Below are 16,574 nucleotides of genomic sequence, written 5' to 3'. Positions count from 1 at the left end.
ATGGGCCGTCATCTAGAATTCGATTCCGTCGATCTTCGCCACCGTCATGATGTCCTTGTCACCACGTCCGGAGAGGTTGATCACGATGTTCTGGTCGGGGCGCATGGTCGGCGCCAGCACCTTGGCATAGGCCAGGGCGTGGGCGGACTCCAGCGCGGGCATGATGCCCTCGACGTGGGTCAGCTCGCGGAACGCCTCGAGCACGTCGTCGTCGTTGGCGGCCACGTAGTTGACGCGACCGACGTCCTTCCACAGCGCGTGCTCGGGGCCGACGCCCGGGTAGTCCAGACCCGCCGAGACCGAGTGGGTATCGGAGACCTGACCGCCCTCGTCGGACATCAGGTAGGTGCGGTTGCCGTGCAGCACGCCGCGCGGCGCGCCCGAGGCCAGGGGCGCAGCGTGGCGCCCGGTCTCGACCCCATCGCCGCCGGCCTCGACGCCGTACATGACGACGTCGTCGTCCTCGACGAACGGGTAGAAGAGGCCCATGGCATTGGAGCCACCGCCGACGCAGGCGATCAGCGCATCGGGCAGCTTGCCGAACTCCTCGAACGACTGACGGCGCGCCTCACGGCCGGCCACGGCGTTGAAGTCGCGCACCAGCATCGGGTAGGGGTGCGGACCCGCCACGGTGCCGATGATGTAGAAGGTGTTGTCGACGTTGGTCACCCAGTCGCGCAGCGCCTCGTTCATGGCGTCCTTGAGGGTCTGCGTACCGGAGGTGACCGGGATGACGTTGGCCCCCAGCAGGCGCATGCGGTAGACATTGAGCTTCTGGCGCTCGACGTCCGCGGCGCCCATGTAGACGTCGCACTCGAGTCCCAGGCGCGCCGCCACGGTGGCCGTGGCCACGCCGTGCTGGCCGGCGCCGGTCTCGGCGATCACCCGGGGCTTGCCGCTCTTCTTGGCCAGCAGCGCCTGGCCGATGGTGTTGTTCACCTTGTGGGCGCCGGTGTGATTGAGGTCCTCGCGCTTGAGCCAGATCTGTGCCCCACCCAGCTGCTTCGACCATCGCTCGGCATGATAGAGCGGTGACGGGCGGCCCACGTAATGGGCCAGGTCATAGTCGAATTCCGCCTGGAAGGCCGGATCATCACGAAGACTCAGGTAGGTCTTCTCCAGCTCATCCAGGGCGAAGCTCAGGGTCTCCGAGACGAACCGGCCGCCGTAGGCGCCGAAATGGCCGCGGGCATCCGGCAGTCGGGTCAGGTCACTGAACTTGCTCACGAAAGACACCTCACAGGGTCGCCAGAAGGGGTGTAGGGGATCAGGGTGACGCCGAGGACTCAGCGCGCGCGCCACTCGTCGGCCCGTCGCACGGCGCTCAGGAATGCCGCCATGCGGGTGGCATCCTTGACGCCGGGCGCGGTCTCGATGCCACCGGAGACATCCACCGCGAAGGGGCCAACGGCCGCGATCGCCGCGTCGACATTGTCCGGCGTCAGGCCTCCGGCGAGGATAACAGGTTTTGCCAGGCTTGCGGGGATTCGCGACCAGTCGAAGGTCTCCCCCGTGCCCCCCGGCACGCCGGGGCGATAGGCATCGAGCAGCAGCGCCCGGGCACCGTGATAGGCCTCGGCCGCGGCGGGCAGATCGAGGCCTTCGCGCATGCGCAAGGCCTTGATCCAGGGACGCCCGGCCGCCTCGCAGGCCTCCGGGGTCTCGTCGCCGTGGAACTGCAGCAGGTCCAGGTGCGACGCGCAGCGCTCGACCAGCGACGGCGACGGGTCGACGAAGAGCCCCACGCGGGTGACGAAGGCCGGCACCCGCGCGCTCAGTTCGGCGAGCCTCTGCTCATCGATGGCGCGCTTGCTGCCCGGCCAGAGCACGAAGCCCAGGGCGTCGGCACCGGCGGCCACCGCGGCGTCGACGTCCGCTTCACGGGTCAGGCCGCACAGCTTGACCCGGGTACGGGCGGGATGGGGAACCGGAATGGTCAAGGAACACGTCTCCAGATCAGGGGGCGGCTAGGCGTCGGCGGCCACCGGACGGCCGCGACGGAAGGCCACCATCGGGCAGTCGGGCAGCGCTCGCTCGCCGGTCCACTCACCGAGGAAGGCCAGCAGGTTGGGGCCCAGCGGCTCACGGGGCAGGCCCCAGCTCTCGTCGTAGAGAGAGTCGACGAAGTGCAGGCCGCAGGCCGGGGCGGTCACGTCCCCCAGGGCACGATCCTGCAGCGCCATGAGCTCGCTCAGGTAGTCATCTCCCCGCTCGCCCCGCCCCACCGTCACCAGGGCACCGACGATGTTGCGGATCATGTGGTGCAGGAAGGCATTGCCCTGGACGTCGACGACTACCAGGGGGCCGTGGCGATGCACCTCGATGAAGTGGAGGTGGCGCCAGGGCGTCTTCGACTGGCAGCCGGCGGCGCGAAAGCTCGAGAAGTCGTGCTCACCGACCAGCGCCTGGGCGGCCCGGTGCATGGCATCGGCATCCAGGGGATCGCGACACCAGGTGGCGTTGGCGCGCTCGAGCACCGGCCGACTCGGCTGGTTGAGGATCACGTAGCGGTAGCGCCGCGCCAGCGCCTTGAAGCGGGCGTGGAAGTCATCGGACACCGGTTTCACCCAGCGCACCGCGACATCCCGCGGCAGGTTGGCATTGGCGCCGAACACCCAGGCCTTCTCGGACCGCGTGACCGGGGGATCGAAGTGGACGATTTGACGGGTCGCATGAACGCCGGAGTCGGTACGCCCGCTGCAATGTACGGTGATCGAGTGACCGGCCGCCACCTTCGAGAGCGCGGCCTCGAGGGCACCCTGCACCGAGGGGGAGTGCTTGAGGCGCTGCCAGCCACAGTAGCCGCTGCCGTCATACTCCACCCCCAGGGCCAGGCGGCCGTTCAGGGGGTGGCGTTCATCGAGGGATCTGAAAAGGGTCATTCGGCCTCATGGCAGGTGTTGATCCAGCAGTTCGCGGGCCTCCTGCCGGGCATCCGGATCGCCGGTCTCGTCGATCAGGCTCTCGAGCAGCGCCCGGGCCTGAGCGCGCTCGCCGTCATCCAGCAGGCGTCGCGCCTCGGCGAGCGTCGACGCCGGGGAGGCCGTCGCGGAAAAGTGGGCATTATCCCGCGACAGCGGCGGGAAGGCCACCTCCTCGACGTCCCACTCCTCGGAGAGGTCGCGACCGGCCGGCTGCTGGGCGGTCGCCGACGGCGCATCGCCCGACGGCGCGGCGCCCGATGGCGTGAAGTCCACGCTGGGCTGCATCGGCGTCTCTTCTCGCGGCGCGGGGTTCGCCTCGAGGGACGGGGGGCGATAGTCGATGATGTCGCGCCCATCGTCGGCATGAACGGTCGCCAGCGAGGTTTCGGCGGGGGACGAAGCCGGCTCCTTCTCGGCAAGCTCCTGATGCTCGGTGGAGGTGTGCGTGCCGGTGGGCTCATGCGCTTCAGTGGGCGCGTGAGCATCGGTGGACTCATGAGTGTCGGGGACCGCGTCGACCTCGGCGTCGGCAGGCTCATCAGCGGCCTGCGGCTCGGGGGGACGATAGGCGGCCAGGGGGTCGGGCGAGCGCTCGGCGCTCGTCGCCTCACCCTCGACCCCCTCATCGGCAGGCAGAGCGCCCTCCTCATCTTCCGGCGCGTCGGGCTCATCGAAGCGGCGCGGCTGATGCTCATCGGGAACGGGGAACACGGCGCGCTCGGGTTCGGGGGCGGCGGCATGCACCGCATGGCGCTGCATCAGCTGGGCCACCTCGGCCTGGACGTCGGGATCGCCCCCGGCTCGCAGTTGCTCGGCCTGGCGCGCGGCGGCGCTGCGATCGCCCTGCTCCAGCTGCACCCGCAGCAGCTTGAGCCGCAGGTCATCGCGGCCCGGCTCGCGGACCAGGCTCGCCTCCAGCAGTTCGCGGGCCTGATCGTAGCGCCCGTAGGCGATGAAGATATCGGCCTCGTTGATGGCCTCGGCCTCGGGCATGGCGGCACGCACCGGCGTCCTCGGCGTCTCGTCACGCTGCGAGGCTCGGGCCTCCTCGGCGGCCCTGTCGCCGGCGCCGGGCATCACCACGCCGCTGGCCGCGGGATCCACCGGCCGGGCCTCGTTGAAGACCGGGGTCGGGGCCTCTTCCTCACGACGCCGCCGTCGCACCAGGGCCCAGAGCGCCAGCAGGGCCGCCAGGGCGGCGCCGCCCAGCATCAGGGGGCGATCCACGGCGCCCTGATAGAGGGAGCCCCACCAGGGCGTCGATTGAGTCGACGACGCGCTTCCCGGAGCCACCACGCCTCCCGCACCTGCGGCTTCGACACCGCCGCCGCCCGCGGCGAGGCTCGCCAGCTGCTCGCGCATGGCCTCGACTTCCTCACGCAGATCGCCGAGCGCGGTCTGCAGCGCATCCCGCTCGTCGCGCACCGCCGCCAGGGTCTCCTGGCTCTGCTGCCAGCGCTCCTCGAGACGCAGCAGGCGCTGGTCCTCGGTGAGCTCGCCGCCGCCCTGGATCATCGCCAGGACCCCGGGGTCGATGACACTCCCCTCCCCCTGGGCCGCCGGCGACAGCGCCAGAGAGGGCGTCGTGCCAGGGACCTGCGACGATGCGGCGGCGCCTGTCGCGTCGCCTGTCTCGCCGTCGACGACGCCATCCGCCGTGAGACCGCCCTCGGCGGCCATCTCGGCGTCGCTCAGCAGCGTCAGCCGCTGACCGCCCTCGCCGGCGGGCTCGCCGCCGTCGTCCGCAACCGCGCCTGCCGCGTCGGCAGGCGCGCCCTCCTCCGCGCTGGCCGCCGGCGCCTCGGTAGCGGCACTGGCCACGGCCGACGCCGGCTCGGCGCCACCGAGCGGCACCCGGGCCGGGGCGCCGCTGCCGCGATTGGCCCACGCCTGGTTCATCGCCTGGACGACATCGCCGGCCCGGGCGGCGGAGCGCGCCGCGATCGTCTCGCGGGGCGGGACCACCAGGATGAAGCCGGCGCGCATGGCGTTGATGTTGCCGGAGGGAAAGACCTCGGGGTTGGCCTCGACCAGGGCGACCATCATCTGGTTCATGCTGATGCCGCTGTCCGGCCGCAGCCGCCCCGCCACGGCCCACAGGGTATCACCGGACCGCACCCAGGCGGGGTTGCCCGCCCCTGCCGCGGCCGAGGTGCGGGCCACGGGACGCGTCGCGGCGTCCGACGCGCTCGTCGCCGGGCGAGAACGCGACACGGCCTCTCGCGGCGGTGCCGAGGGGGCGGCGACCAGGGCCGGCAGCCGGTCATAGTCCGGCGGGTCGAGCAGCAGGGTCACCTCGCGCAGCTGCTGGCCGCCGGGCCAGTCGAAACGCAGCAGCAGGTCGACCCAGGGTTCGCGCACGGCGCGCTCGGTGGTCAGGTCGACCATCAGGCGGCCCCGTCGCCGGATCACTTCCATCTTCACGCTGGCCGCCAGCGGCGTGCGCGAAAGCCCCGCCGCGGAGAAGGCCCCTTCATCGGCGACGGAGACGTTGAGCAGGCCGGGCTGCAGGCCGGCACTGTCGGTCAAGGGAATGCTGGCTCGCAGTGGTGCACTGAGCGTCGAATTGACCTCGGCCTCCCCCAGGCCGAGCGCCAACGCCAGGGGGCTGGCGGCGGAGAGCGAAAGCAGCATGGCGAGTGTCAGCTTGCGTTTCATCGGGGTCCCTTGCGTCGTTGCTGCCGGCGCCTCGAACCGGGCGACGGTCTGGTCATATATTCTTAGTCGTCTTGGTGTCTATGTAACACATTCCACTCAAGGGCGCCCCATCACGGGACATCAGCGGATCCCATACTTTTCAACATACGACATGGATCATGCCCGCCGCGAATCTCCCCTACCAACGAAACGCGGGGCGCCTCCCTGAGGAGACGCCCCGCGCATCGACGGCGTGGCGTCAACATACCCACGCCTTACGCCCGAGCCTTACTGTTCACGAAGGATCTTCAGCATGCGCTTGAGGGGTTCGGCGGCGCCCCACAGCAGCTGGTCACCGACGCTGAAGGCGGAGAGGTACTCACCGCCCATGGCCAGCTTGCGCAGGCGCCCGACGGGCACGGTGAGGGTGCCGGTCGCGGCCGCCGGGGTGAGGCCGTCGATGGTGGCATCCTTGTCGTTGGCGATGACCTTGACCCACTCGTTGTGGCGCGCCAGGCGATCCTCGATCTCGTCGATCGGGACGTCCTTCTTGAGCTTGATGGTGAAGGCCTGGCTGTGGGAGCGCATGGCGCCGATGCGCACGCAGAGCCCGTCGATGGGGATCGGGTTGTCCTGGAGACCGAGGATCTTGTTGGTCTCCACGGAGCCCTTCCACTCCTCCTTGCTCTGGCCGTTCTCCATGGGCTTGTCGATCCAGGGCAGGAGGCTGCCGGCCAGCGGGGCACCGAAGTTGTCGGTGGGGAAGTCGCCGCTGCGCATGGCCGCGGTGACCTTGCGATCGATGTCCAGGATGGCGCTGGCCGGGTCGGCGAGCTCGCCGGCCACGCTGTCACGCAGGCCGCCCATCTGGTTGAGCAGCTCGCGCATGTGCTTGGCGCCGGAGCCGGAGGCGGCCTGATAGGTCATGGAGGTCATCCACTCGATCAGGTCGGCCTCGAAGAGCCCGCCCAGGCCCATCAGCATCAGGCTGACGGTGCAGTTGCCGCCGACGAAGGTCCGCGCGCCACGGGCCAGCTGGGCGTCGATGACGCCGCGGTTGACCGGATCGAGGACGATGGTCGCCTCGTCGGCCATGCGCAGGGTGCTGGCGGCGTCGATCCAGTAGCCCTTCCAGCCGCCCTGGCGCAGGTCGGCGTAGACCTTCTCGGTGTACTCGCCGCCCTGGCAGGTGACGACCACATCCAGCGCCTTGAGGGCCTCGAGGTCGAAGGCGTCCTTGAGCGGCGGCACGTCGACGCCGACGTCGGGGCCGGCCTGGCCGACCTGGGAGGTGGTGAAGAAGATCGGCTCGATGCCCTTGAAGTCGCCGTCATCGAGCATCCGCTGCATCAGCACGGAACCGACCATGCCACGCCAACCGACAAAACCGACTTTCAACATGTGAAGTCCTCCAGAAATCGAATGTGCGAAATACTATACACGAGCCGGCCGCGCCTGGCAGGCGGGCCGGCTCGGGTCATGGGGCCATCGCAACCGGGCCCCGGCGCGTCAGAGGGCCTCGAAGGCGGCCAGCACGGCGTCGCCCATCTCGGCGGTCGAGACGGTGCGGGTGCCCTCGGCGGCGATGTCGGCGGTGCGCAGCCCTTCGTCCAGCACCTTGCCCACGGCCGCCTCGATGCGTGCGGCCAGCTCCGGCGCGTCGAGGGAGTAGCGCAGCATCATGGCGACCGAGAGGATGGTCGCCAGCGGGTTGGCGATGCCCTGGCCGGCGATGTCCGGCGCGCTGCCGTGACAGGGCTCGTACATGCCCTGGCCGCTCTCGTTGAGCGAGGCGGAGGGCAGCATACCGATGGAGCCGGTGAGCATGGCGGCGGCGTCGGAGAGGATGTCGCCGAACATGTTGCCGGTGACCACGACGTCGAACTGCTTGGGCGCGCGCACCAGCTGCATGGCGGCGTTGTCAACGTACATGTGGGAGAGCTCGACGTCCGGGTACTCCGGCGCCAGGCGCTCCATCACCTCGCGCCACAGGATGGTGGCCTCCAGCACGTTGGCCTTGTCGACGCTGCACAGCCGCTTGCCGCGCTTCTGGGCCATCTCGAAGGCCACCCGGCCGATGCGCTCGATCTCGCTCTCGCTGTAGACGTAGGTGTTGAAGCCCACCCGCTCGCCGTTGCGCTCCTCGATGCCGCGGGGTTGACCGAAGTAGATGCCCCCGGTGAGCTCGCGCACGATCATGATGTCGAGGCCGGCGACCAGCTCCGGCTTGAGGCTGGAGGCGGCGGCCAGCTGGGGATAGGTGATGGCCGGGCGCAAGTTGCCGAACAGGCCGAGCTGCTTGCGTACGCCGAGCAGGCCCTTCTCGGGGCGCTTGGCGAGGTCCTCGAGCTTGTCCCACTTGGGGCCGCCCACGGCGCCGAGCAGGATGGCGCGCGCCGCCTGGGCCTTCTCCAGGGTCTCGGCGGGCAGCGGCTCGCCGTGGGCGTCGTAGGCGGCGCCGCCCAACAGCCCCTCCTCCACCTCGACGTCGAGGCCGCGGGCCTGGCAGGCAGCCAGGATGCGACTGGCCTGGGCGGTGATCTCGGGGCCGATGCCGTCGCCGGGGAGAATCAGAATCTTCTGTGTCATTACGTGGTCCTTGTTCGACTACCACTGGGCCGAGGGGCGCCGGGGGCAGGCCGAAGAGGAGGTCCTATGCCAGGGATGGCATCGGTAGCGCCCAGGGATGGGTTCACAGCGCCTCCTCGCAGGCCTGCCGCCGGATCAGCCCCGTTGCCGGGCTGATGCAGCATGAGTGTTTCAGGCTTGAGCAGAATCGCGGAACAGCCAGGGGCGCGCGGCGCGGTGCTTCTCCTCGAAAGCGCGGATGGCATCCTCGTCCTTCAGGGTGATGCCGATATCGTCCAGGCCTTCCAGCAGGCACTGCTTGCGAAAGGCGTCGACCTCGAACTCGAGGATCTCGCCGGCGGGGGTAATCACCCGCTGATGCTCGAGGTCCACGTCGAGCCGGTAGCCTTCGCTGGCCTCAACCTCGGCGAACAGGCGGTCGATGGTCTCCTCCGGCAGGGTCACCAGCAGCAGGCCGTTCTTGAAGGCGTTGTTGTAGAAGATGTCGGCGAAGCTCGGGGCGACCACCACCCGGAAGCCGAAGTCCTCAAGCGCCCAGGGCGCGTGCTCGCGAGAGCTGCCGCAGCCGAAGTTGCGCCGCGCCAGCAGCACGCTCGCCCCCTGGTAGCGGGGCTGGTTGAGGACGAAATCCGGATTGATCGGCCGGTTAGTGACGTCCTGACCGGGCTGCCCCTCGTCGAGATAGCGCAGCTCGTCGAACAGGTTGACGCCGAAGCCGGTGCGCTTGATCGACTTCAGGAACTGCTTGGGGATGATCAGGTCGGTGTCGACGTTGGCCCGATCGAGCGGGGCGACGAGGCCCTCGGCGCGTACAAACTTGTTCATGGCTCAGGCCTCCTGGGCAGCGGATGAAGCATCGTTCTGGCGGATATCGACGCTCCTTACATCAACGAAATGACCGGCGATCGCCGCGGCCGCCGCCATGGCCGGGCTGACGAGGTGGGTGCGCCCGCCGAAGCCCTGGCGCCCCTCGAAGTTGCGATTCGAGGTGGAGGCGCAGTGCTCGCCGGCGCCGAGCTTGTCGGCGTTCATGGCCAGGCACATGGAGCAGCCCGGCTCGCGCCACTCGAAACCCGCCTCGGTAAACACCTTATCGAGGCCCTCGGCCTCGGCCTGGCGCTTCACCAGGCCCGAGCCCGGCACGATCATGGCGAGCTTGATGGAGTCGGCCACCTTCTTGCCGCGCGCCACCTTGGCCGCCTCACGCAGGTCCTCGATGCGCGAGTTGGTGCAGGAGCCGATGAACACCTTGTCGAGGCGGATGTCGGTAATCTTCTGCTTCGGGGCGAGCCCCATGTACTCCAGCGCCCGGGTGTAGCCGCGCTGGGTGGTCTCGTCGGCGGCCTCGGCGGGATCGGGGACCTCGCCGGAAATGCCGGTGACCATCTCGGGGCTGGTGCCCCAGGAGACCTGCGGCTCGATCTCGGCGGCGTCCAGGGTCACCACCGTGTCGAAGCGGGCATCGTCGTCGGAGACCAGGTTGCGCCAGTCGGCGACGGCGGCGTCCCACTGCTCGTCCGTCGGGGCATAGTGGCGATCGCGCAGGTAGTCGATGGTGGTGTCGTCCACGGCGATCAGGCCGACGCGCGCACCGGCCTCGATGGCCATGTTGCACACGGTCATGCGCCCTTCCATGGAGAGCCCCTCGATGGCGCTGCCGGCGAACTCGATGGCGTAGCCGGTACCACCCGCGGTGCCGATGCGGCCGATGATGGCGAGCACGACGTCCTTGGCGGTCACGCCGGTACCGAGGCTGCCCTCGACGCGCACCTGCATGTTCTTCATCTTCTGCGCCAGCAGGCACTGGGTGGCGAGCACATGCTCCACCTCGGAGGTGCCGATGCCGTGGGCCAGCGCCGCGAAGGCGCCGTGGGTGGCGGTGTGGGAGTCGCCGCAGACCACGGTCATGCCGGGCAGGGTCGCGCCCTGCTCCGGGCCCACCACGTGGACGATGCCCTGGCGCGGGTCGTTGATCTTGAACTCCTCGATGCCGAACTCGACGCAGTTGTCGTCGAGGGTCTGCACCTGGATCAGCGACACCGGGTCCTTGATGCCGGCGTTGCCCTCGGCCCGCTCCTTCACGGTGGTGGGCACGTTGTGGTCCGGAGTCGCCAGGTTGGCGTCGAGGCGCCACGGCCGGCGGCCCGCCAGGCGCAGCCCCTCGAAGGCCTGGGGCGAGGTCACCTCGTGGAGCAGCTGGCGATCGATGTAGATCAGCGCGGTGCCGTCATCACGCTCCTTGACGAGGTGCTGCGACCACAGCTTGTCGTAGAGTGTCTGGCCTGCCATTTCATTCTCCCGGGCCTTGGGCCCTCTTACTGGAATCCGGTCCTCAACGGCGCTTCGCGGCTTTCCCGGCGACAGGTACCGGCGGAGGCGCTGTAACCCCCTCCCTGGGCGCTACATTTGCCCTCCCTGGCAAACGACCTCCGCCTTCACCTGTCCCCGGCGCCGCTCGCGTGGCGCCCTCGTTGTCATGCTTCTGCGCTTGGGCCTTAGCCTTTGGCTCTTGGCGCTATACCAGCAGTCTCCCGCCCGTCGCCCATAAAAGCAATTCATGTTATTTATGGATTGGATTCCATATGGGAATCCTTTGATCCCCACGGAGCCTCCCATGGACACCCAAAGCCTGCAGGCCTTCCTGGCCGTGGCGGATAGTGGCAGCTTCTCGCGCGCGGCCGAGCAGCTGCACCTCACCCAGCCGGCGGTCAGCAAGCGCATCGCGGTGCTGGAGGGGCAGATCGACGCCCGGCTCTTCGATCGCATCGGCCGCCGTGTGAGTCTCACCGAAGCGGGTCGGGTGCTGCTGCCCCGGGCCCGCCAGATACTCGTGATGGTGGATGACAGCCGCCGGGCACTGGGCAACCTGGAGGACAGCGTGGCCGGCAGCCTCACCCTGGCCACCAGTCACCATATCGGCCTGCACCGACTGCCACCGCTGCTCAAGGCCTATACCGACCAGCACCCGGACGTGCGCCTCGACCTGCACTTCCTCGATTCCGAGCAGGCCTACCAGGGCGTGCTGGACGGCGAGCTGGAGCTCGCCGTGGTGACCCTCGCCCCGCACCCCGATCCGCAGCTCGAGGTGGTGCCGGTGTGGATCGACCGGCTGTGCTTCGTCTGCGGCCTGGACCACCCCCTGGCCGGGCGAGGACGGCTGGGGCTGCACGAGCTCTGCGCCTTCGATGCGGTGCTGCCGGGATCGATGACCTTCACCCGCGGGCTGATCGAGTCGCGCTTCGCCTCGGCCGGGCTCGAGCTTCCGGTGACGCTCTCCACCAACTACCTGGAGACCCTGAAGATGATGGCCGCCATCGGCCTGGGCTGGAGCCTGCTGCCCGAGCGCCTGGTGGCCGGCGAGCTGCACGTGCTCGAGGTGGATCACCCGCCGATCCATCGCCCGCTGGGCTATCTCGTCCACCGCAGCCGCACTCGCTCCAATGCCGCCCACGCCATGATTGCGCAGCTCGACGCCGCCCGAGAGCCGGCCGCCCGGGCGTGGGGCTGACGCCTCACCAGCCACCGCCGCGCGACAGATCGCGAAGCAACACGAGGCGCCGCCCCCCCCCATTGCCTCTGACCGGCGCCCGGCACCGAGACAGCCCGGCGGCAAATTGTTTAGACTGCTCACCATTTGCCAGGATGCTCGCCGTGCCTGCCTATACTCCCCCACCCTTGGTGCCGCGCCACGCCCTGGCCGGTGGCCTGATCCTCTCCGGACTGCTGACGCAGATCCTGACGTTCACCGGCCTCGTTCCCTGGGATCATCTGGTGGGCTACTGCCTGTGGCTGGCGACGGCGCTGCTGTGGAAGGACCTGCCGCGCCGCACGAGCCGACAGGCGGGCCTGCTGGCCGTGATCGGCCTGGCGCTGCTGGTGCTGGCAGAGGGCTGGCAGGGCGCCGAGGTCGACTGGCCGGGCATCCTCGACGGCAATACCTTCGTGGTCGCGATGCTGGTGGGGGTCAGTTTCATCGGCCTGATCGGCAACCTGCGCGGCCGCCCGCGCTCGCCCGGCAAGGCCCTGACCGGCGCCCGAGGCGTGCTCGGCACCTGGCTCGGGGTGCACCTGCTCGGCTCGATCCTCAACCTCTCCACGGTCTTCATGGTCGGCGATCGCCTGGAGCGCCGTGGCCCGCTGACCACGCCCCAGCTGCTCGGCCTCAATCGCGGCCTCTCCAGCGCCGCCCTCTGGTCGCCCTTCTTCGCCTCGATGGGCGTGGTGATGACCCTGGCCCCCGAGATGCACTACGCCACCATCCTGGCCTTCGGGCTGCCGCTGGCCCTGGCCGCGGGGATGCTGACGGTCGGCGAGCTCTCCCAGCGTTTCGACCTGGCCGACACCGCCGGGTTCTCGCTGTCGCCGCGCAGCCTGCTGATGCCGGTGAGCATGGCGGCCACGGTGATGGTGTTCCACTATGGCCTGACGCCAGAGCTCTCCATCGTCAGCATCATCACATTCTTGATGCCCGGGATGGCGCTGCTCGCCAACCTGCCCCGGGGCCTGCACTGGACGCGCCAGCGCGTCCACCAGCACGCCATCACCCGATTGCCGGCGATGCGCGGCGAGATCTCGCTGTTCCTCTGCGCGGGACTCTTGACCGTGGGACTCTCGACCTTCATCGACGCCGCCACCGACAGCGGCTGGACACTGTTCGCCGACTTCGGCCCGGCGCAGGCCATGGCCAGCTTCCTGGCCATCGTGGCCAGCGCCGTGGCCGGCCTGCACCCGATCATCGGCGTCTCGGTGCTGGCCTCGATGCTCGACCTCGATGCCCGGGACCAGACCCTGTTCGCCTTCGTGGCCCTCGCCTCCTGGGCGGTGGGCACCAGCGTCGGGCCGCTGTCGGGCATCAATCTCTCGCTGCAGGGGCGCTACAGGGTCAGTGCCACCGGGATGATGCGCCAGAATTTCGGCTATGCCGCGGCCATGACCGGTCTGGCCCTGGCCGCGATCCTGCTCATGGAGCGCCTGTCATAGGGCGATGGCGCCGCGGCGCCATCGCGATCTGACATCGCCGCGGCGCGGCGACGATCCGGCGGATCACTTCGGCGCGCGAACGAAGTAGCGGTGGCCGCACTGGTGGCAGGGCTCGATCCGGGTGACGCCCTCGAGCTCGACGATGGCGTCGCAGTGCACGCAGGCCATGCGCCCGGGGGCGGCCATCTCCCCGACGCTGTAATCGGCGCGGGCCGCTTCCAGATCCTCCTCCAGACGCTCGCGCTCGGTCACGCTGCGATCGGCGATGGAGAGCAGCGAGTCGACCACCTTGCGCGACAGCATGGAGAGATCGATGCCGAGCCAGGTGGCCACGCTCTCGCCACCGGCGCCCAGGTAGCGACGCATCTCCTTGAGATCGCGCTCGACCCAGGCGCGCAGCAGCGAGAGCTCGTCCTTGGTGAACTCCTCCAGCTCGGCCTCGAACTCCACGGCATCATCGAGTTCCTGCTGCAGATTCTCCCAGGTCAGTTCATCGGCGCCCTCGCGCAGCCGCTCGAGCATGCGCTCGTAGCCCTCGCGCAGACGGTGGTCGTGATGCGAATCCTGTTGCTCGCTCATGGTGCTCTCCTTATAACGCGACGGGGCGTGCGGTGGCGGCGGCGCTGCCCATAGCCGCCGCCCGCCGTGCTGGGGTATCCTAACGGTTAGCCAGTTATTCCATTTAGACGACATCCCGCCGGTAATTCAATGGTTTCGCGCCGCACCGGCGCCCGACCTTGAGCCCGGGCAAGGGCCGCTGACACCCGCGGCGCCGAGGCGCTGCGCTCGACTTGCAAGGTACCCGAAGAGAGCGATGGACGCACAGTACAAGCCCCACGAGACCGAACGCGACGCCCAGCAGTTCTGGGACAAGAACCAGTGCTTCAAGGCGGTGGAAGACGCCAGCCGCGAGAAGTTCTACTGCCTGTCGATGTTCCCCTACCCCAGCGGCAAGCTACACATGGGGCATGTGCGCAACTACACCATCGGCGACGTGGTCTCCCGCTACCAGCGCATGCAGGGCAAGAACGTCATGCAGCCCATGGGCTGGGACGCCTTCGGCATGCCGGCGGAGAATGCCGCCATCCAGAACCGGGTACCGCCGGGTCAGTGGACCTACGACAACATCGACTACATGCGCCGCCAGCTCAAGGCGCTGGGCTTCGCCTACGACTGGAGCCGCGAGTTCGCCACCTGCGACGTCGACTACTACCGCTGGGAGCAGTGGTTCTTCACCAAGCTCGTCGAGAAGGGCCTGGTCTACAAGAAGATGTCCACGGTCAACTGGGACCCCGTCGACAAGACGGTGCTCGCCAACGAGCAGGTCATCGAGGGTCGCGGCTGGCGCTCCGGCGCGCCGGTCGAGCGCAAGGAGATCCCGCTGTGGTTCCTCAAGATCACCGACTACGCCGAGGAGCTGCTGGCAGACCTGGACAAGATCGACTGGCCCGAACAGGTCAAGACCATGCAGCGCAACTGGATCGGCAAGTCGCGCGGGGTGGAACTGACATTCGACATCCAGGCGTCTGACGGCACCCCCGCCGAACCGCTATCGGTCTACACCACCCGCCCCGACACTCTGATGGGCGTGACCTACGTCGCCGTGGCCGCCGGCCACCCGCTGGCCAAGCAGGCCGCCGAGGGGAATAGTGAGCTCGCCGCCTTCGTCGAGGAGTGCGCCCACGGCGGCACCTCCGAAGCTGAGCTCGCCACCATGGAGAAGAAGGGCATGCCGACCGGCCACCTGGCCGTGCACCCCCTCACCGGCCGCGAGGTGCCGGTCTTTGTCGCCAACTTCGTCTTGATGGAGTACGGCACCGGGGCGGTGATGGCGGTGCCCGGCCACGACCAGCGCGACTGGGAGTTCGCCACCAAGTACGGCCTGCCCATCGAGGCGGTGATCGCCGACGCCAACGGCGAGGCCCCGGACCTCTCCGAGGGCGCCCATGACGATTACGGCACCCTGATCCACTCGGGCGAGTTCGACGGCCTGGACTTCGACGCCGCCTTCGAGGCCATCGCGAAGCGGCTCGCCGACCTCGGCCGCGGCGAGGTGAAGACCAACTTCCGCCTGCGCGACTGGGGCGTGGCCCGCCAGCGCTACTGGGGCGCGCCGATCCCGGTCAAGTACGGCCCCGAGGGCCAGACCGTGCCGCTCAGCGACGAGGAGCTGCCGGTCGCCCTGCCCATGGAGGTCACCGTCGACGCCACCGGCTCGCCGCTCAAGCGCATGCCGGCGTTCTCCGACCTGGGCGACGGCTGGACCCGCGAGACCGACACCTTCGACACCTTCATGGAGTCCTCCTGGTACTTCGCGCGCTTCTGCTGCGCCGATAACCAGGAGGCGATGCTCGATGAGCGGGCCAACTACTGGCTGCCGGTGGACCTCTACATCGGCGGCATCGAGCACGCCATCCTGCACCTCCTCTATGCGCGCTTCTTCAACAAGCTGATGCGCGACTTCGGCATGGTGGAGACCGACGAGCCCTTCCAGCGCCTGCTCACCCAGGGCATGGTCATCGCCGAGACCTTCTATCGCCCCGCCGAGAACGGCGGCAAGGAGTGGTTCAACCCGGCCGACGTCGAGGTCAAGCGCGACGACAAGGGCCGCCCGGTCAGCGCCATACTGATCCAGGACGGCCAGCCGGTGGAGATGGGCGGCATCGAGAAGATGTCCAAGTCCAAGAACAACGGCGTCGACCCGCAATCGATGATCGACCGCTTCGGCGCCGACACCGTGCGCCTGTTCATGATGTTCGCCGCCCCCCCGGAGCAGTCCCTGGAGTGGTCCGACTCCGGCGTCGAGGGGGCGAGCCGCTTCCTCAAGCGCCTGTGGCGACTGGTCAGCGAGCACCTCGCGGCCGGCACGCCCGCCACCCTCGACGCCCAGACCCTTCGCGAGGGCCTGAGCGACGACCAGCGCGACCTTCGCCGCAAGACCCACGAGACCATCAAGAAGGCCGGCGACGACATCGGCCGACGCACCACCTTCAACACCGCCATCGCCGCGGTGATGGAGCTGTCCAACGCGCTCTCGAAGTTCGACGACACCTCCCCCCAGGGACTCGCCGTGGCGCGCGAGGCGGTGGAGGCCTGCGTGCTGCTGCTCGCCCCGATCACCCCCCACGCCTGCCACGCCCTGTGGGCGGAGCTCGGCCACGACGAGCCGGCGATCGACGCCGCCTGGCCCCGGGTCGATGAGGCGGCCCTGGCCCGTGACAGCATCGAGCTGGTGGTGCAGGTGAACGGCAAGCTGCGCGCGCGCATCGACGTCGACGCCGCCGCGGACAAGGCCGCCATCGAGGCCCAGGCCCTCGCCGCGGAGAACGTCCAGCGCCACCTCGAAGGCAAGAGCGTGCGCAAGGTGATCGTCGTGCCGGGCAAGCTCGTCAACATCGTGGTGGGCTGATCATTACACCCTCTTCATCGCGCCAGACGGGAGAT

The 16,574-nt window shown here is 69.1% G+C and carries 12 protein-coding genes; 3 read left to right on the top strand and 9 right to left on the bottom strand.

Features of this window, described 5'->3' with window-relative positions; genetic code table 11:
- Nucleotides 1-12: 12 nt before the first annotated feature.
- The 8 genes from trpB to leuC form a co-directional block, all read right to left on the bottom strand.
- A complete protein-coding gene (gene trpB, locus ACGTNG_RS05655) occupies nt 13-1,227 on the bottom strand; it encodes a tryptophan synthase subunit beta (RefSeq protein ID WP_394576001.1) in 1,215 nt (404 codons plus the stop codon).
- Nucleotides 1,228-1,286: 59 nt separating this feature from the next.
- Nucleotides 1,287-1,940 (bottom strand): phosphoribosylanthranilate isomerase, encoded by a 654-nt coding sequence (locus ACGTNG_RS05650; RefSeq protein ID WP_394576000.1) that lies wholly within the window; start codon nt 1,938-1,940, stop codon nt 1,287-1,289.
- Between the two features lie 27 nt (nt 1,941-1,967).
- Nucleotides 1,968-2,882 carry a tRNA pseudouridine(38-40) synthase TruA gene (truA, locus tag ACGTNG_RS05645; RefSeq protein WP_394575999.1) on the bottom strand — a complete coding sequence of 305 codons (915 nt, stop codon included), beginning with the start codon at nt 2,880-2,882 and terminating at the stop codon, nt 1,968-1,970.
- Between the two features lie 6 nt (nt 2,883-2,888).
- Nucleotides 2,889-5,582 carry a FimV/HubP family polar landmark protein gene (locus ACGTNG_RS05640; protein ID WP_394575998.1) on the bottom strand — a complete coding sequence of 898 codons (2,694 nt, stop codon included), beginning with the start codon at nt 5,580-5,582 and terminating at the stop codon, nt 2,889-2,891.
- 267 nt (nt 5,583-5,849) lie between these two features.
- Complete coding sequence (asd, locus tag ACGTNG_RS05635) at nt 5,850-6,962, bottom strand: aspartate-semialdehyde dehydrogenase (RefSeq protein WP_394575996.1); 1,113 nt, start codon at nt 6,960-6,962, stop codon at nt 5,850-5,852.
- Between the two features lie 108 nt (nt 6,963-7,070).
- Entirely contained in the window at nt 7,071-8,150 is a 1,080-nt protein-coding gene (gene leuB, locus ACGTNG_RS05630; RefSeq protein ID WP_394575995.1) for a 3-isopropylmalate dehydrogenase, read from the bottom strand.
- A gap of 171 nt (nt 8,151-8,321) precedes the next feature.
- Complete coding sequence (gene leuD / locus ACGTNG_RS05625) at nt 8,322-8,975, bottom strand: 3-isopropylmalate dehydratase small subunit (protein ID WP_394575994.1); 654 nt, start codon at nt 8,973-8,975, stop codon at nt 8,322-8,324.
- Nucleotides 8,976-8,978: 3 nt separating this feature from the next.
- Nucleotides 8,979-10,439 (bottom strand): 3-isopropylmalate dehydratase large subunit, encoded by a 1,461-nt coding sequence (gene leuC / locus ACGTNG_RS05620; protein ID WP_394575993.1) that lies wholly within the window; start codon nt 10,437-10,439, stop codon nt 8,979-8,981.
- 325 nt (nt 10,440-10,764) lie between these two features.
- Here leuC and ACGTNG_RS05615 point away from each other — a divergent pair, with 325 nt between their 5' ends.
- On the top strand, nt 10,765-11,658 hold the full coding sequence (locus ACGTNG_RS05615; RefSeq protein ID WP_394575992.1) for a LysR family transcriptional regulator: 894 nt from the start codon (nt 10,765-10,767) through the stop codon (nt 11,656-11,658).
- Between the two features lie 143 nt (nt 11,659-11,801).
- Nucleotides 11,802-13,130, top strand: coding sequence for a hypothetical protein (locus ACGTNG_RS05610; protein WP_394575991.1), 1,329 nt, complete (start codon nt 11,802-11,804; stop codon nt 13,128-13,130).
- Between the two features lie 63 nt (nt 13,131-13,193).
- Here ACGTNG_RS05610 and ACGTNG_RS05605 read toward each other — a convergent pair whose 3' ends face one another.
- On the bottom strand, nt 13,194-13,709 hold the full coding sequence (locus tag ACGTNG_RS05605) for a zinc ribbon-containing protein (protein ID WP_394575990.1): 516 nt from the start codon (nt 13,707-13,709) through the stop codon (nt 13,194-13,196).
- A 235-nt stretch (nt 13,710-13,944) separates the two neighbouring features.
- On the opposite strand from ACGTNG_RS05605, the gene leuS reads away from it, so the two are divergent.
- Nucleotides 13,945-16,539 carry a leucine--tRNA ligase gene (leuS, locus tag ACGTNG_RS05600; protein ID WP_394575989.1) on the top strand — a complete coding sequence of 865 codons (2,595 nt, stop codon included), beginning with the start codon at nt 13,945-13,947 and terminating at the stop codon, nt 16,537-16,539.
- Nucleotides 16,540-16,574 lie beyond the last annotated feature (35 nt).

Origin of the sequence: Halomonas sp. B23F22_3, assembly GCF_043496965.1 — a bacterium.
GTDB lineage: Bacteria > Pseudomonadota > Gammaproteobacteria > Pseudomonadales > Halomonadaceae > Halomonas.
This window is presented reverse-complemented; position numbering and strand designations above follow the sequence as displayed.

What these genes read in the sequence shown, in the direction of transcription:
- truA (WP_394575999.1), bottom strand. Translation starts at nt 2,882, where the DNA reads ATGACCCTTTTCAGATCCCTCGATGAACGCCACCCCCTGAACGGCCGC.
- ACGTNG_RS05640 (WP_394575998.1), bottom strand. Translation starts at nt 5,582, where the DNA reads ATGAAACGCAAGCTGACACTCGCCATGCTGCTTTCGCTCTCCGCCGCC.
- asd (WP_394575996.1), bottom strand. Translation starts at nt 6,962, where the DNA reads ATGTTGAAAGTCGGTTTTGTCGGTTGGCGTGGCATGGTCGGTTCCGTG.
- leuB (WP_394575995.1), bottom strand. Translation starts at nt 8,150, where the DNA reads ATGACACAGAAGATTCTGATTCTCCCCGGCGACGGCATCGGCCCCGAG.
- leuD (WP_394575994.1), bottom strand. Translation starts at nt 8,975, where the DNA reads ATGAACAAGTTTGTACGCGCCGAGGGCCTCGTCGCCCCGCTCGATCGG.
- leuC (WP_394575993.1), bottom strand. Translation starts at nt 10,439, where the DNA reads ATGGCAGGCCAGACACTCTACGACAAGCTGTGGTCGCAGCACCTCGTC.
- ACGTNG_RS05615 (WP_394575992.1), top strand. Translation starts at nt 10,765, where the DNA reads ATGGACACCCAAAGCCTGCAGGCCTTCCTGGCCGTGGCGGATAGTGGC.
- ACGTNG_RS05605 (WP_394575990.1), bottom strand. Translation starts at nt 13,709, where the DNA reads ATGAGCGAGCAACAGGATTCGCATCACGACCACCGTCTGCGCGAGGGC.
- leuS (WP_394575989.1), top strand. Translation starts at nt 13,945, where the DNA reads ATGGACGCACAGTACAAGCCCCACGAGACCGAACGCGACGCCCAGCAG.